The organism is Streptomyces sp. TSRI0107, assembly GCF_001905845.1.
Lineage (GTDB): Bacteria > Actinomycetota > Actinomycetes > Streptomycetales > Streptomycetaceae > Streptomyces.
Genome location: NZ_LIVZ01000003.1, coordinates 731,098 through 743,720, shown reverse-complemented (window position 1 = coordinate 743,720; position 12,623 = coordinate 731,098). Strand labels below are relative to the sequence as shown.

Genomic DNA, 12,623 nt, shown 5'->3' with positions numbered 1-12,623 from the left:
CGATCAGGCCGGATCAGGGAGCGGCGTCTGGTGCCGTGCATCGCAAGGCGGAGGAGGGAGTCGATGCGGCGCATCGGCGAGTGACGACAACGCGGCGAGGCGCGGTGCCAGGCGCCGCGAGCCCGGCATGATCGGCGAGACACCACCTAGGGGGTGGGCGCCGGTGCCCGGTGGCAGTCTGGACGTATGCCGGAACTGCCCGAGGTCGAAGCGCTCAAGGACTTCCTGACCGAACACCTGGTGGGACACGAGATCGTCCGGGTGCTGCCCGTCGCGATCAGCGTCCTGAAGACGTACGACCCCCCGCTCGCCGCCATGGAGGGCCACGAGGTCACCGCCGTGCGGCGGTACGGCAAGTTCCTCGACCTCGCCACGGACGGCGGCCCGCATCTCGTCACCCATCTGGCCCGGGCCGGCTGGCTCCAGTGGAAGGACCGCCTGCCCGACGGCCCGCCCCGCCCCGGCAAGGGTCCCCTGGCGCTGCGGGTCGCCCTGGAGACCGGTGCCGGCTTCGACCTGACCGAGGCCGGCACCCAGAAGCGGCTCGCGGTGTACGTCGTCCACGACCCGGCTGAGGTCCCCGGGGTCTCCCGGCTCGGCCCCGACCCGCTCGCCGACGACTTCGACGAGGCCCGCCTCGCCGCCCTGCTGGCCGGCGAGCGCCGGCAGCTGAAGGGCGCGCTGCGCGACCAGAGCCTGATCGCCGGGGTGGGCAACGCCTACTCCGACGAGATCCTGCACGCCGCTCGGATGTCCCCGTTCAAACTGGCCGCGTCGCTGACCCCGGAGGAGATCCACCGCCTCTACGCGGCCCTGCGCACCACCCTCACGGACGCGGTCGAACGCTCCCGCGGGGTGGCCGCGGGGCGGCTCAAGGCCGAGAAGAAGAGCGGGCTGCGGGTCCACGGCCGCACCGGCGAGCCCTGCCCGGTGTGCGGCGACACCATCCGCGAGGTGTCCTTCAGCGACTCCTCGCTGCAGTACTGCCCGACGTGCCAGACCGGCGGCAAGCCCCTGGCCGACCGCAGACTGTCCCGCCTGCTGAAGTGAGCCGGGCTCAGCCCGTCGGCGGCCACCACTCGATCATCAGGATCGTCGCGTCGTCACGGAGCCGGCCGGGCTGGGCGTCGAGGATGGAGTGGATCAGCCGGCGCAGGGTCTCCGGGGCCAGCTCGCCCGCGGCGGTGGCCCGGATGACCTCGTCGACGAACCGCTCCAGGCCGAACATCTCGCCGTCGCGGGTCCGCGCCTCGGTGACGCCGTCCGTGTACAGCAGCACCCGGTCGCCGGGATGCAGTTCGATCTCGTGGGTCACCCGCGGCCGGTCGGTGAGCAGCGCCGGCAGTCCCATCGGCGGATCCGCCTCCCGCTCCATCGCGTCGACGAGCAGCCGCCGGTCGCGGATCAGCAGCGGTGCCGGATGCCCGCAGTTGCTCCAGCGCAGCAGGCCGCTGTGCAGGTCCAGCTGGAGGAGCACACCGGTGCAGAACTGGTCCGGCAGCCATTCCGACAGCGCGTCGTCGACGCACTTGACGAGTTCCGGCAGGTCGGCGCCGGTGCGGCGGGCGTTGCGGCACGCGGCCAGCGACACCGCGGTGGTCAGCCCGGAGGCCAGGTTGTGGCCCATGGCGTCGAGGACGGACGCGTGCAGGGTGGTCTCGGTGAGCGAGTGGTCGAACGCGTCGCCGCCGAGTTCGTACGCGGGTTCCAGGACGGCCGTCGACACCACGTGCGCGGTGCCGATGGTGCGCGGCGGCAGGAAGGCGCGCAGCATCTCCGCGGGCAGCCGCATCGGCTCGGTCCTGGTCCGCCGTACGAAGGTCTCCTTGTAGGCCCGTTTGGAGGTGACCATCATCGCCAGCAGGGTGGCGAGGGAGCGGCTGCGGCGCAGGGACTGCGGGGTCAGGGCGGGCTGGTTCACCGCGAGGACGCCTAGCCGCTCCGCGCCGTCCACGAGCGGCAGCCATGCCGTCATCCCGCCGGTCTCGGACTCCTCCACGCGCAGCGACTGGGTGCGGTAGGTCCAGCCGGCCAGCGACTCGTCGATGGGCAGGGCGGAGGCGACGTCGGTGAGCGGGATGAGCCGACGCTGCTGGAGGTCCGCCAGGTAGACCACGGAGTGCTGCAGGCCGAGCGCCTTGGAGCAGCGGGCCAGTGCGGTGGTCAGGTCCAGCGCCGGGGTCTCGGGGTCGGCGAGGAATTCCTCCAGCAGACCGTCACCGGTCTCTCCCGTCGCCACCGTCTCTCCCCTCGTCGGGACCGCGGGCACGGTCGGGTCGCGTTCCCAGCAGTCTCACACCGCGCGCTGCGGCCCGCCCGGCGACCGGGGCGGCGGGACGGGCGGTGCCGCCGTACGGGTGAGAGGTCCGGCGATATGAGGTTCCGGCGATATGGGGACATCGGCTTCCTGCGGCTCGTCACGCTGCCGGACGGGCCGGAGCGGGACCGGGTGCGGGAGGAGGTGCTGCGGGCGACCCTGCACCCGGAGGAACGCGATCCGGTGGTGGCCCGGACCGGTCAGGGCGGATCGAGCACCACCAGGCGGTCCCCGGCCGCCGTGCGGACCTCGTAGCGGTCGATCTGGTCGGGGTGGCGGGCCGCCGACGCCTGCACGGTGTGGCGGCGGGCGTCGTGCGCGGCGACGCTCCAGGTCGCGAGGGTCTCCTCCGCGCCGTCCATGCCGACGGCGACGAGCCGGCAGGTACGGGGGCCCGCGCCGTCCCCGACCCTCAGCTCCACCAGGCTGCCGGACGCCGAGTCCTCGGCGGTGACCTGCGCCCACACCCCGGAACGGGCGTCCGTGGCCGCGATCCGCAGCGCCCTGTCCCCGTCCCCGTTCCCGCCCTGCGCCACGAGCGCCATCCAGGGCCCGGCCACCGCGGCCACCACCGACGCGGCGACCGCGTACACAAACCGCCGGCGTCGCGCCCGGTCGCGGACCCGGACCTCGCCGAGCAGCCGGTCCAGCAGGCGCGGTCCTGGCCCGGCCGCCGGATGCACCGAGTGCGGGGTGGCCCGCCGGTAGAGCATCAACTGCCGGGTGGTGGGCCCGAACTCGGTGACGTGTGCCGTGCAGCGAGGGCACTCCATGAGGTGGTCCTCGAAGCGGAACGCCTCCGCCTCGTCCAGCACGCCGAGCGCGTACGCGCCGACGTCGCGATGCCTTTCCAGGGACCTCATGCCGCATCCTCGTGCCGTTGGGTGGGGGTGGGGTTACTGCGTGCACCCATCGGTACGCACGCGGCGGCCGAATCACTCAAGGCGCGGGCCCGATCGCCCCAGGGATTCGGAGCGGCCGGGCGCGGGGATTGGTCCGATCGGAAAAAAAGTCGCCCGGAGGCGCCTAGGCCCTGTCGTTTGGATCATCCCGGCGTCGCGGGGTCTGGCACGCACATCTGCCGCGTTGTCGTCAGTCGCCGACGCGCCGCGTCGGCTCCCTCCTCCGCCTTGCAGCTGCACGCACCAGACCCCGCTCGACTCGGCCGGGACGCACCGTCCCTCACAGCCGGGCTGATCCAAACGACAGAGCCTAGAAGAGATGGATGGCGAGATGCCCCAGCGGCAGCCCCAGCTGCCACGCCGGCGTCCAGACCTGCGGCCCGTCGTCCTCGCCCGCCATCGCTCCGCCGCCCGGTACCGCGTTCAGGTCGGGGGCGAGCAGTTCGGTCTCCTCCAGCCACCGCCAGGCCGCCGAGGCCAGCTCCAGGTCCGGCGCGTCGCCGCCCGCCTCGACGGCCTCCGCGGCGAGCTGCGCCATCCGCTCGCGCACCCAGTCCTGCCAGGGCTGGTCGTAGGCGGTCAGGGACAGCCAGGTGTCCAGCTGGGAGATGACCCGGATGCCGGGCAGTTCGCCCCCGGTGTCGGACAGGAAGACGGTGAGCGCCAGGGCGTCCCGCCCCGCCCGGAACTCGAAGGACGTCGGCGGCATGAGATCGCCGGTCCGCAGCAGTTCGTCGGCGATGTACTCGGCGTACAACCAGGCCATGGGGACGGTGAGTTCTCCGCCGTCGGTGCCGTCCGTGCCCTGATGACCTCTGTGGAGCATCCCTTCCTGCCTTCCTCCGGTGCGTGCGCGTCGCCCGACCCCGGGCCCGGGGGATCGTCCCCGTCCGGAACACGGATGAGGACAGCCGATTACTCAACGGGGGTCGTCGGCAAGGCGCTTTACGGAGGTTTGACCCGGCCTTCGGTTTCACCGCAGGTCGGGCGCGTATCCCGGTAGCACCCGACGCAGGGCGCGCAGCGCGTAGTACGCGCGGGACTTCACGGTACCGGGCGGGATCCCCAGTGTTTCCGCGGCTTCCGCCACACTCGCCCCCTGGAAGTACACGAGCACCAGGACTTCACGGTGCTCCGGAGTGAGTGTCTTCACAGCCTCGCGGACATCGAGCATCGCGGCGGCCCGCTCGGCGTGGTCGGAGATCACCCGCGCGTTCTCCAGCACCGCGTCCCCGACCTCGGCGGGCCGCGCCTGCCGGGCCCGCCGCGCGTCGATCGCGAGCCGCCTGGCCACCGTGAGCAGCCAGGGCCGTACGGAGTCGAAGTCGTCGGCGCGCAGCGCCTCGGGATGCTGCCAGGCGCGTACGAGCGTCTCCTGGACCAGGTCCTCGGCGCGCTGCCGGTCGCCGTCGCAGAGCCGGAGCAGCAGCGCGAAGAGGGGCCGGCCGTGCTCGCGCTGGAGCGCGGCGAGCTCGTGCTCGGCGGTCGTCGTCCCGTGGGTGAGGGTGGTTCCGGCCGTCATGGCCGTATGGCATCGCAGGGCGCCGCCGCGGGACAGGGCACGCACACGGATCTGCGGCGGACGGTCGAACCCGTCGACGAACGGTTCGACGAACGGTCCGAGGCGTCCGGCCGCGCACACCGGACGGGTTAATGGGGCCCCTGGGGCTGTTTGCCGTCGTGTACAGCTTCGTACCTATTTGTGGGTGGATACGACTGCACTGGGGAAGCTGATGATCGTACGCATCGCACGCCGACGGCAGGTGGCCCTCGCCCTGACGGCCCTTCTCGCCGCAGCCGCCGCCTGCCAGGCCCAGTACCACGGACAGGACGCCCGGCCGGGCTCTCTCGCGCCGTCCGCCGCCGACTCCCGCGCCTTCACCCTCGTCGCCTCCGGTGACGTCCTGCCGCACGGCAGGATCGTCGACCGGGCGCGCTTCGACGCGGGCGGCTGGGGGTACGACTTCACGCCGATGCTCTCCGGCATCCGCCCCGTCGTCGCCGGCGCCGATCTGGCCCTGTGCCACATGGAGACCGTGTTCGGCGCGGACGGCGACTACTCCGGCCACCCCGCCTTCAGGTCCCCGCCCCAGGTCGCCCAGGCCCTCGCCGCCACCGGCTACGACGGCTGCTCGACCGCCTCGAACCACAGCCTCGACGACGGCGCCCTGGGCATCACGCGCACCCTGGACGCCCTCGACCGCGCTGGCGTACGGCACACGGGCACGGCCCGCGCCGAGGCCGAGGCGCGGGCCGTCGACCTCCTCCAGGCGGGCGCGGCGAAGGTCGCCCATCTCGCCTACACCCAGGGGACCGACGGCCGCTCGACGCCGCCCGGACAGCCGTGGGCGGTCAACCTGATCGACGAGAAGCGTGTCCTCGCCGACGCGCGGGCCGCCCGGCAGGCCGGCGCCGACGTGGTCGTCGTCTCCCTGCACTGGGGCACCGAATGGCAGGACGAGCCCGACCGGCGGCAGCTCGCCCTGGCCGAGAAGCTCACCGCCGCGGCCACCCGCGGCCGCCCCGACATCGACCTGATCCTCGGCACCCACGCGCATGTCCCGCAGGCCTACGAGAAGGTCAACGGCACCTGGGTGGTCTACGGCCTGGGCGACCAGATTCCCGGACAGCCGAAGAACCGCTCCGGCGTCGCCGACCCGCGCGGCAACCGGTCGACGCTGGGCCGCTTCACCTTCGCGCCGCCCGCCCGGCCCGGCGAGCGGTGGCGGGTGACCAAGGCCGAGTTCGTCCCCCAGCTGTTCGACATCGACGCGGGCCGCACGGTCGACCTCAACCGGGCGATCGCCCACGGGGCGGACATGCGCGGGGTGCTGGACCGGATCCGCCAGGTGGTGCTGAGCCGGGGCGCGGCCGAGGACGGGCTGGTGATGGGGGAGTAGGGCGTGACCGCGGACCGCGTCAGTCGACGTCCACGTGGTCGAAGGTGCGCACCATCTCCCCGAGCACCCGCAGGCAGGCCGTCACCTCCGCGTCCGTCAGACCGCCGCCGACCTCGCGCAGCACGGCCCGCTCCCGGGCGACGGCGGCGGTGATGCGCGCGCGGCCCTCCTCCGTCAGCCGGATCAGCGGCGACCGCTGGTGCGCGGGGTTCGGCACGCTCTCCACCAGCCCGTGCTCCGCCGCCTGGTTGACCATGCGCTGCACGAACTGCCGGCTGAGCGCCTGGGCGCGGCCCATCTGCGGCACCGTCATCGGGCCGTGCCCGCGCAGCAGGTCCAGGACGGCCCGGACGCCGACGGACAGCCCCTCGTAGGGCTCGGCCTGCTCCACCTTGCGCTGCACCCGCCGGTAGAGCGGGCCGACGAGGGCGAACACCTCGGTGAGCCGGTCGGCGAGTTCGTCGGGGCCGAGTGGCTGATCTGTTTCGGTCACGCCCCCATCATGACACCTCGGTTGTCAAGCTGCGGTGACTATGACACCTTGGTTGTCATGTTTGCTGCCCCGGAGCTCCATCACTTCCCGACCGACGACGGCAACCTCGTCCACCGCGAGGCGGGCACCGGCCCGCCGCTCGTCCTGCTGCACGGCGGCTTCCTCGACCACCGGATGTGGGACGACCAGGTACCGGCGTTCGCGGCGTCCCATCGCGTCATCGCCCCCGACACCCGCGGCCACGGCGCCTCCGCCAACGCCACCCGCCCGTTCCGGCAGACCGACGACCTCGCCGCCCTCCTGCGCCACCTCGACACCGGGCCCGCGGTCCTCGTCGGGGTCTCCATGGGCGCGGGCATCGCCGTGGACACCGCCCTCGAACACCCGGACCTGGTCCGTGCCCTGGTCGTCACCGGCGCGGGCACCAGCGAGCCCGACTTCCGGGACCCGTGGACCACGGCCGTCCTCGCCGACTGGGAGCGGGCGCTCGCCGCCGGGGACGTCGAGGGCTGGCTGGCGGCCTTCCTGCGGTTCGTCCCCGGACCGCACCGGCGGATGGCGGACGTCGACCCCGAGGTCGTACGCCGCCAGCGCGAGATGGCGCTGGCGACGATCACCAAGCACACCGCCGGCGAACCGGACCACCGCGTGCCGGTCCAGGACACCTGGGCCCGCGTCGCGAAGATCGGCGTCCCGGTGCTCGCCGTGCACGGCGGTCTCGACTCCGACGACCACCTCCGCATGGCGGACCGCCTGGTGCGCAGCGTCCCCGGCGCCCGCGCGGTCACGGTCGACGGGGCGGCGCACTACCCCGGCATGGAACGCCCGGCCGTCTACAACGCGCTCGTCTCGGAGTTCCTGCGGACGGTCTAACGCCGCGCCAGCTTCGAATGGCGGTACGAGTAGGCGAAGTAGACCACCAGGCCCACCGCGAACCACACGGCGAACCGCAGCCACGTCTGCCACCGCAGGAACGTGATCAGCCAGATCGAGAAGACGACGCCCACGGCCGGCACGAACGGCATCCACGGCGTCCGGAAGGTGCGCGGCAGGTCCGGCTGCCGGTAGCGCAGCACGATCACCGCCACGCACACCACCACGAAGGCCAGCAGGATCCCGATGTTGGTCAGCTCGGCCGCCTCACCGATCGGCAGGAACCCGGCGATGGCGGCCGACGCCACGCCGACGATCCACGTCACCCGGGTCGGGACGTGCCGCGTCGGGTGCGTCTTGGCGAACCACGTCGGGAGCAGCCCGTCGCGCGACATGGCGAACCAGACCCGGGTCACACCCAGCATGAACGTGAACATCACGGTGAGGATGCCGATGATGGCGCCCACCGCGATCACGTCCGCCAGCCCGGTCAGCCCCACCGACTTGAACGCGGTGGAGAAGCCGCTCTCCGGGTCGATCTCGGTGTAGTTCTGCATACCGGTCAGCACCAGACAGGCCGCCACGTACAGCACCATCGAGATCACCAGCGAGTAGATGATCGCCTTCGGCATGTGCCGCTGGGCGTCCTTCGACTCCTCGGCCGCGGTCGACATCGCGTCGTACCCGAACACCGCGAAGAACACGGTCGCCGCGCCGGTGAACGCCCCGCTGATCCCGTACGGGAAGAACGGCTCGTAGTTGTCGGTGTTGATGTGGAACACGCCGACCCCGATGACCAGCAGCACCACCAGCACCTTCAGCACGACGACCACCGTCTCGAAGCGTGCCGCGTTCTTGATGCCGAGGTTCAGCAGATACGCGATCAGCAGACACAGCACCGCCGCGAACAGGTCGACGCGGTGGCCCGCGCCGGTGCCGGGCGCGCCCAGCATCCAGGCCGGCAGTTCGGCGCCCGTCTCCCCGACCAGGAAGCTGAAGTAGCCGGAGATGCCGATCGCGACCACCGCCACGATCGCCGTGTACTCCAGCAGCAGGTCCCAGCCGATGAACCAGCCCGCCAGCTCGCCCAGCACCGCGTAGCCGTACGTGTACGCGGAGCCCGCCTTCGGGATCAGGCCCGCGAACTCCGCGTACGACATCGCCGCCGCGGCGCTCGCCACGCCGGCGATGAGGAAGGAGATGACGACCGCCGGTCCCGCCGTCTCGTTGGCCACCGTGCCCGCGAGCGTGAAGATGCCCGCGCCGATGATGCCGCCGACGCCGATCGCGGTCAGCTGGGTCAGCCCGAGTGTCCGGTCGAGCCGGGTGCCCTCACCGACTTCCGTCTCCTCGATGTGTTCGATGGGTTTGCGCCGGAGAACCCCTTCGCCCGCCCGGAGCCTGGCCATGCGCCTCACCTCTTCACGATCGGCAAACGGCTGACGGCGGATCATGATGGCTCAGCGGAGGACCCGAAGGAAGGCGCCACGCACGAAGAGGACCGGTTACGGCACCACCGTCACCGGCCAACGCCCCGCCTTCACCAGCCGCACCGCGACCGAGCCGACGATCCGGTGCCCGGCCTGCTCCGAGGCGCCGACCACCACCGCGTCCGCCTTGAGGTCGTCCGCGGCCTTCACCAGGCCGTTGTACGGGTCGCCGCGGAACGTGTGGAACTCCCAGCGCACCTCGAATATCCCCTTGACCCGTTCGGCCGCGTCCCTGATCTGCGCCACCAGGTCCTCGGCGATCTCCTCGGCCGTGTCGGCGACCGGCGCGCCGAGCACCGCGCCCGCCGCCATCACCGGCTGCACGTACACCACGGCGAGCAGCGCCCGCTGCCGCCGGGCCAGACCGCCCGCGTAGGCCGCGGCCCGCAGCGAGGAGTCGGAGCCGTCCACGCCGACCAGGATGACCTTGGGCCCGTCCGTGCCCCGTTCGAACTGGTGCGAGTGCTGTTCCGTCACGGCCCGAGGCTATCGGAACCGGTGATTCCCACCGTGGCGGCCGCCGGTCGCCGCTCGCCGGCCGCTCGCGAACCGCCGCCGGACCGCGCTGCCGGCGCGTCATGACCCGCACGGGTGGAGTCGTGCCGCCGCACCGGTGTCACCGGGGTGCGCCGGGGCCCGAGCGGGTGACTGATCAGTCATGAAAAAGGATCAGTTGTTCACCCGACGGAAGGTGCTGCTCGCCGGTACCGCCGCCGTGGGGGCGGCCGGCACCGCCGGACTGCTCACCCTCGGCTCGGGCGAGGAGACGGTCCGCTCCGCCGCCCCCGCCGCGGGACCGCAGGCCCACCGCCCGCTCAAGCCCTCCTCCTACCGGCTCCAGCCGCTGACCGGCCACGGCCCGCCACGTGCCGTGCCCGGCCGCACCCCGGTACGGCGCGAGCCGCTGCTCAGCGTGTCCGGGCTCGGCCGCGCCATGGTGCTGACCTTCGACGACGGCCCGGACCCCCGCTACACCCCGGAGATCCTGGACACCCTCGGCGCCTACGACGTCCGCGCGATGTTCTTCGTCTGCGGCGAGATGGTCGAGGCCTTCCCCGACCTGCTCGGACGGATGGCCGACGAGGGGCATGTCGTCGGCAACCACACCTGGTCCCACCCCCTGCTCACCGACCTCACCCGCGCCGGCATCCGCTCCGAGATGGAACGCACCTGCGAGATCGTCGAGGAGGCCTGCGGGGAATGGCCCCGCTGGTTCCGCGCGCCCTACGGCGCCTGGAACCGGGCGGTCTTCCGGCTCGGCGCCGAGCTGGGCATGGAACCCCTCGCCTGGACCGTCGACACCCTCGACTGGACCGAGCCCGGCACCCGCGTCATCGTCGACCGCGTGGAGAACGGCGCCGCCCCCGGGGTGGTGGTGCTCTCGCACGACGCCGGGGGCGACCGTTCGCAGAGTGTGCGGGCCCTGCGTTCGTACCTGCCGGAGCTGCTGGACGCCGGCTACCACATCACCGTGCCGCGCAGGCACCAGGTGTGACGGCGCGCCGCCGCCCGCCGGGTCGGGGTCCGTTCAGCGGACCTCGATCAGGCGGGCGAAGGCCACCACGTTGCCGTCGTAGCCGCTCTGCTGGGAGAAACCGCCCCCACAGGTGATGACCCGCAGTTCGGGGGCGCCCTTGGAGGCGTAGACCCGGTCGCCGGGGAAATTGTTCTTGTCGAACACCTCGACGCCGTAGATCTCGAACACGGCCGTCTTTTCGTCCTGGCGCGCCACCTCGACGTGACTTCCCTTCTTCAATGCGCCCAGGCCGTAGAACACGGCGGGTCCCTGCTGGTTGTCCACATGGCCGACGACCACGGCCGTGCCTTTCTCGCCGGGCGAGACCGCGCCGGTGAACCAGCCGGCGAGATTCGGGTTCTCCGCCGGCGGCGCGGCCACCCAGCCCTCGGAGTCCAGACCGACCGCCGTCACCGGCGCGTCCACCTGGATCGACGGAATCCTGACGCGGTCCGGCACCGCGAACGGAAGCGGTTGCGCGGCCTGACCGAAGGTGCCGGAGACGGCGGAGCTGTCTGCCGCGGCCGCCGACGCGGGCTGGGGCGGGCCCACGTCGAACTCGCCCGAACCGTTCCGAATGAGCGCGAGACCGGTCAGCAGAACAAGCGCTATCACGCCCCAGGGGGCGCGCCTCCTCCGCCGCTCCTCCTCTTCGGCCAGCTCGGACAGCTCGGATGCAGACATACGCCATCCCCTTTCGACGCGGCCGTCGCCGCGTCAATTCGCGCATACCAGAACGCTAAATGCCGCTTCCGAAACCGGCGACGGGGCGGAGGCGAACGGGTGGGCCGGGAGAAGGGCGGGTGCGCCATCCGAGTTGCCGTGACCAGGAAAATTCTGCCGGTCCGTGACCTGCGGCAATATCCGATTGTGCGGTTTTCGCCCGGCGTGTTGCCTCACCAGGACGGACCATCGCCGAAATGCGGGCGGGCGCAGCGCAACTGAGGGTCGTTCCGGAGGCGCTTTCTCGCCGATCGACCGGGGACGGACTCCGGGGCGTCTTCTGCGGAGGATCACATGCGTAAGTCACGTGCCCTGGCGGTGTCCGCCGCCGCGGTCGCCGCCCTCGTCGTCTCCGCCCCCTCGGCCGTCGCTTGGGACGGCCCGGGCGGCAACGGAAACGGCAATGGCAATGGCATTGGCAACCAGGGCTTCGATCAGGGTGGCAATGGCGAGCAGGGCCAGGGCCAGGGCTTCAACCAGTGGGGGAACGGTCAGGGCGGCAATGGCCAGGGAGGTGACGGGCAGGGCGGCAATGGCCAGAACGGCAATGGCCAGGGTGGCAACGGGCAGGGGGGTGACGGTCAGGGTGGCAACGGGCAGTGGGGCAATGGCCAAGGCGGCAACGGTCAAGGCGGCAATGGTCAAGGCGGCAATGGTCAAGGCGGCAATGGCCAGAACGGCAACGGCCAGGGTGGCAATGGGCAAGGGGGTAACGGGCAAGGCGGGAACGGGCAAGGGGGCAACGGTCAGGGAGGCCGTGGCGACCAGAACGGCAATGGCCAGGGCGGGAACGGCCAGGGCGGGAACGGTCAGGGCGGCAACGGCCGTGGCAACGGGCAGGGCGGGAACGGAAACGGGAACGGGCAGGGCGGGAACGGGAACGGGAACGGCCAAGGCGGGAACGGCCAGGGCGGCAACGGGCACGGCAACGGCCAGGGCGGCAACGGTAACCAGGGTGGGAACGGCAACCAGGGTGGCAACGGCCACCATGGCGACTCCCCGAGCAACATCATCGCGTCGCCCAGCGTGATCGCCCCCGGCGGACAGCTCACGATCAGCGTCGACGGCTGCCCCCGCGGCGGCACCGCCACCTCGAACGCGTTCCCGACCACCAACCTCAGCGCGAGCCGCGGCGGCAACGAGACGGCCCGGGGCACCGCCACCATCCACGACAACGCCCGCCCCGGCTCCTACGACATCACGGTCCACTGCTCCGGCAAGACCCTGACCCGCCCGGCCGCCTTCACCGTCCTCGGCGGTGTCCGCGGTGGTGTCGGCGGCAGCGTCTCCTCCGGTGCCACGACGGCCGACATGGCCATCGGCGGCGGCCTGGTCGGCGCGGCCGTCATCGGCGGCGGGGTGTTCTGGCTGCGGCGCCGTTCCGAGAAGCGGATCTGACCCGGGAGGCC

14 protein-coding genes and 1 pseudogene are annotated in these 12,623 nt (G+C 72.2%); 6 read left to right on the top strand and 9 right to left on the bottom strand.

Annotation, left to right across the window (positions count from 1 at the left end):
• Positions 1-186 precede the first annotated feature (186 nt).
• Positions 187-1,050 (top strand): Fpg/Nei family DNA glycosylase, encoded by an 864-nt coding sequence (locus AMK31_RS10315; protein WP_073940089.1) that lies wholly within the window; start codon positions 187-189, stop codon positions 1,048-1,050.
• A 7-nt stretch (positions 1,051-1,057) separates the two neighbouring features.
• Here AMK31_RS10315 and AMK31_RS10310 read toward each other — a convergent pair whose 3' ends face one another.
• Positions 1,058-2,239 carry a PP2C family protein-serine/threonine phosphatase gene (locus AMK31_RS10310; protein WP_073940088.1) on the bottom strand — a complete coding sequence of 394 codons (1,182 nt, stop codon included), beginning with the start codon at positions 2,237-2,239 and terminating at the stop codon, positions 1,058-1,060.
• 135 nt (positions 2,240-2,374) lie between these two features.
• Here AMK31_RS10310 and AMK31_RS40370 point away from each other — a divergent pair, with 135 nt between their 5' ends.
• Positions 2,375-2,572 carry a hypothetical protein gene (locus AMK31_RS40370; RefSeq protein WP_143204227.1) on the top strand — a complete coding sequence of 66 codons (198 nt, stop codon included), beginning with the start codon at positions 2,375-2,377 and terminating at the stop codon, positions 2,570-2,572.
• Here AMK31_RS40370 and AMK31_RS10305 read toward each other — a convergent pair.
• The 3 genes from AMK31_RS10305 to AMK31_RS10290 all read right to left on the bottom strand — a co-directional run bounded on the left by AMK31_RS10305 (position 2,518) and on the right by AMK31_RS10290 (position 4,741).
• Positions 2,518-3,180: a zf-HC2 domain-containing protein gene (locus AMK31_RS10305; RefSeq protein ID WP_073940087.1), complete on the bottom strand. Its 663-nt coding sequence runs from the start codon at positions 3,178-3,180 to the stop codon at positions 2,518-2,520. The genes AMK31_RS40370 and AMK31_RS10305 overlap by 55 nt on opposite strands.
• A gap of 349 nt (positions 3,181-3,529) precedes the next feature.
• Positions 3,530-4,045, bottom strand: a complete 516-nt coding sequence (locus tag AMK31_RS10295) for a hypothetical protein (protein ID WP_073940085.1) — start codon at positions 4,043-4,045, stop codon at positions 3,530-3,532.
• 147 nt (positions 4,046-4,192) lie between these two features.
• On the bottom strand, positions 4,193-4,741 hold the full coding sequence (locus tag AMK31_RS10290; RefSeq protein WP_073940150.1) for a sigma-70 family RNA polymerase sigma factor: 549 nt from the start codon (positions 4,739-4,741) through the stop codon (positions 4,193-4,195).
• A 211-nt stretch (positions 4,742-4,952) separates the two neighbouring features.
• Here AMK31_RS10290 and AMK31_RS10285 point away from each other — a divergent pair, with 211 nt between their 5' ends.
• Positions 4,953-6,119, top strand: coding sequence for a CapA family protein (locus AMK31_RS10285; RefSeq protein WP_073940084.1), 1,167 nt, complete (start codon positions 4,953-4,955; stop codon positions 6,117-6,119).
• A 19-nt stretch (positions 6,120-6,138) separates the two neighbouring features.
• On the opposite strand, the gene AMK31_RS10280 is transcribed toward AMK31_RS10285, so the two are convergent.
• The gene (locus AMK31_RS10280) at positions 6,139-6,612 is read right to left on the bottom strand and encodes a MarR family winged helix-turn-helix transcriptional regulator (protein ID WP_073940083.1); all 474 of its coding nucleotides are present in this window, start codon (positions 6,610-6,612) and stop codon (positions 6,139-6,141) included.
• A 57-nt stretch (positions 6,613-6,669) separates the two neighbouring features.
• Here AMK31_RS10280 and AMK31_RS10275 point away from each other — a divergent pair, with 57 nt between their 5' ends.
• Positions 6,670-7,485, top strand: coding sequence for an alpha/beta fold hydrolase (locus AMK31_RS10275; protein ID WP_073940082.1), 816 nt, complete (start codon positions 6,670-6,672; stop codon positions 7,483-7,485).
• On the opposite strand, the gene AMK31_RS10270 is transcribed toward AMK31_RS10275, so the two are convergent.
• Both AMK31_RS10270 and AMK31_RS10265 read right to left on the bottom strand, forming a co-directional pair.
• Complete coding sequence (locus AMK31_RS10270) at positions 7,482-8,894, bottom strand: amino acid permease (RefSeq protein ID WP_073940081.1); 1,413 nt, start codon at positions 8,892-8,894, stop codon at positions 7,482-7,484. The two genes, AMK31_RS10275 and AMK31_RS10270, sit on opposite strands and share 4 nt — an antisense overlap.
• Positions 8,895-8,990: 96 nt before the next feature.
• Positions 8,991-9,452 (bottom strand): universal stress protein, encoded by a 462-nt coding sequence (locus AMK31_RS10265; protein ID WP_073940080.1) that lies wholly within the window; start codon positions 9,450-9,452, stop codon positions 8,991-8,993.
• Between the two features lie 181 nt (positions 9,453-9,633).
• Here AMK31_RS10265 and AMK31_RS10260 point away from each other — a divergent pair, with 181 nt between their 5' ends.
• On the top strand, positions 9,634-10,470 hold the full coding sequence (locus AMK31_RS10260) for a polysaccharide deacetylase family protein (protein WP_073940079.1): 837 nt from the start codon (positions 9,634-9,636) through the stop codon (positions 10,468-10,470).
• Between the two features lie 33 nt (positions 10,471-10,503).
• Here AMK31_RS10260 and AMK31_RS10255 read toward each other — a convergent pair whose 3' ends face one another.
• Together AMK31_RS10255 and AMK31_RS42080 are read right to left on the bottom strand one after the other, a co-directional pair.
• Positions 10,504-11,175, bottom strand: coding sequence for a class F sortase (locus AMK31_RS10255; protein ID WP_073940078.1), 672 nt, complete (start codon positions 11,173-11,175; stop codon positions 10,504-10,506).
• Positions 11,176-11,517: 342 nt separating this feature from the next.
• Entirely contained in the window at positions 11,518-12,204 is a 687-nt protein-coding gene (locus AMK31_RS42080; RefSeq protein ID WP_158074532.1) for a hypothetical protein, read from the bottom strand.
• Positions 12,205-12,207: 3 nt separating this feature from the next.
• Here AMK31_RS42080 and AMK31_RS40640 point away from each other — a divergent pair.
• A pseudogene (locus tag AMK31_RS40640) lies at positions 12,208-12,612 on the top strand (hypothetical protein); the annotation flags it as partial.
• Between the last annotated feature and the right edge of the window lie 11 nt (positions 12,613-12,623).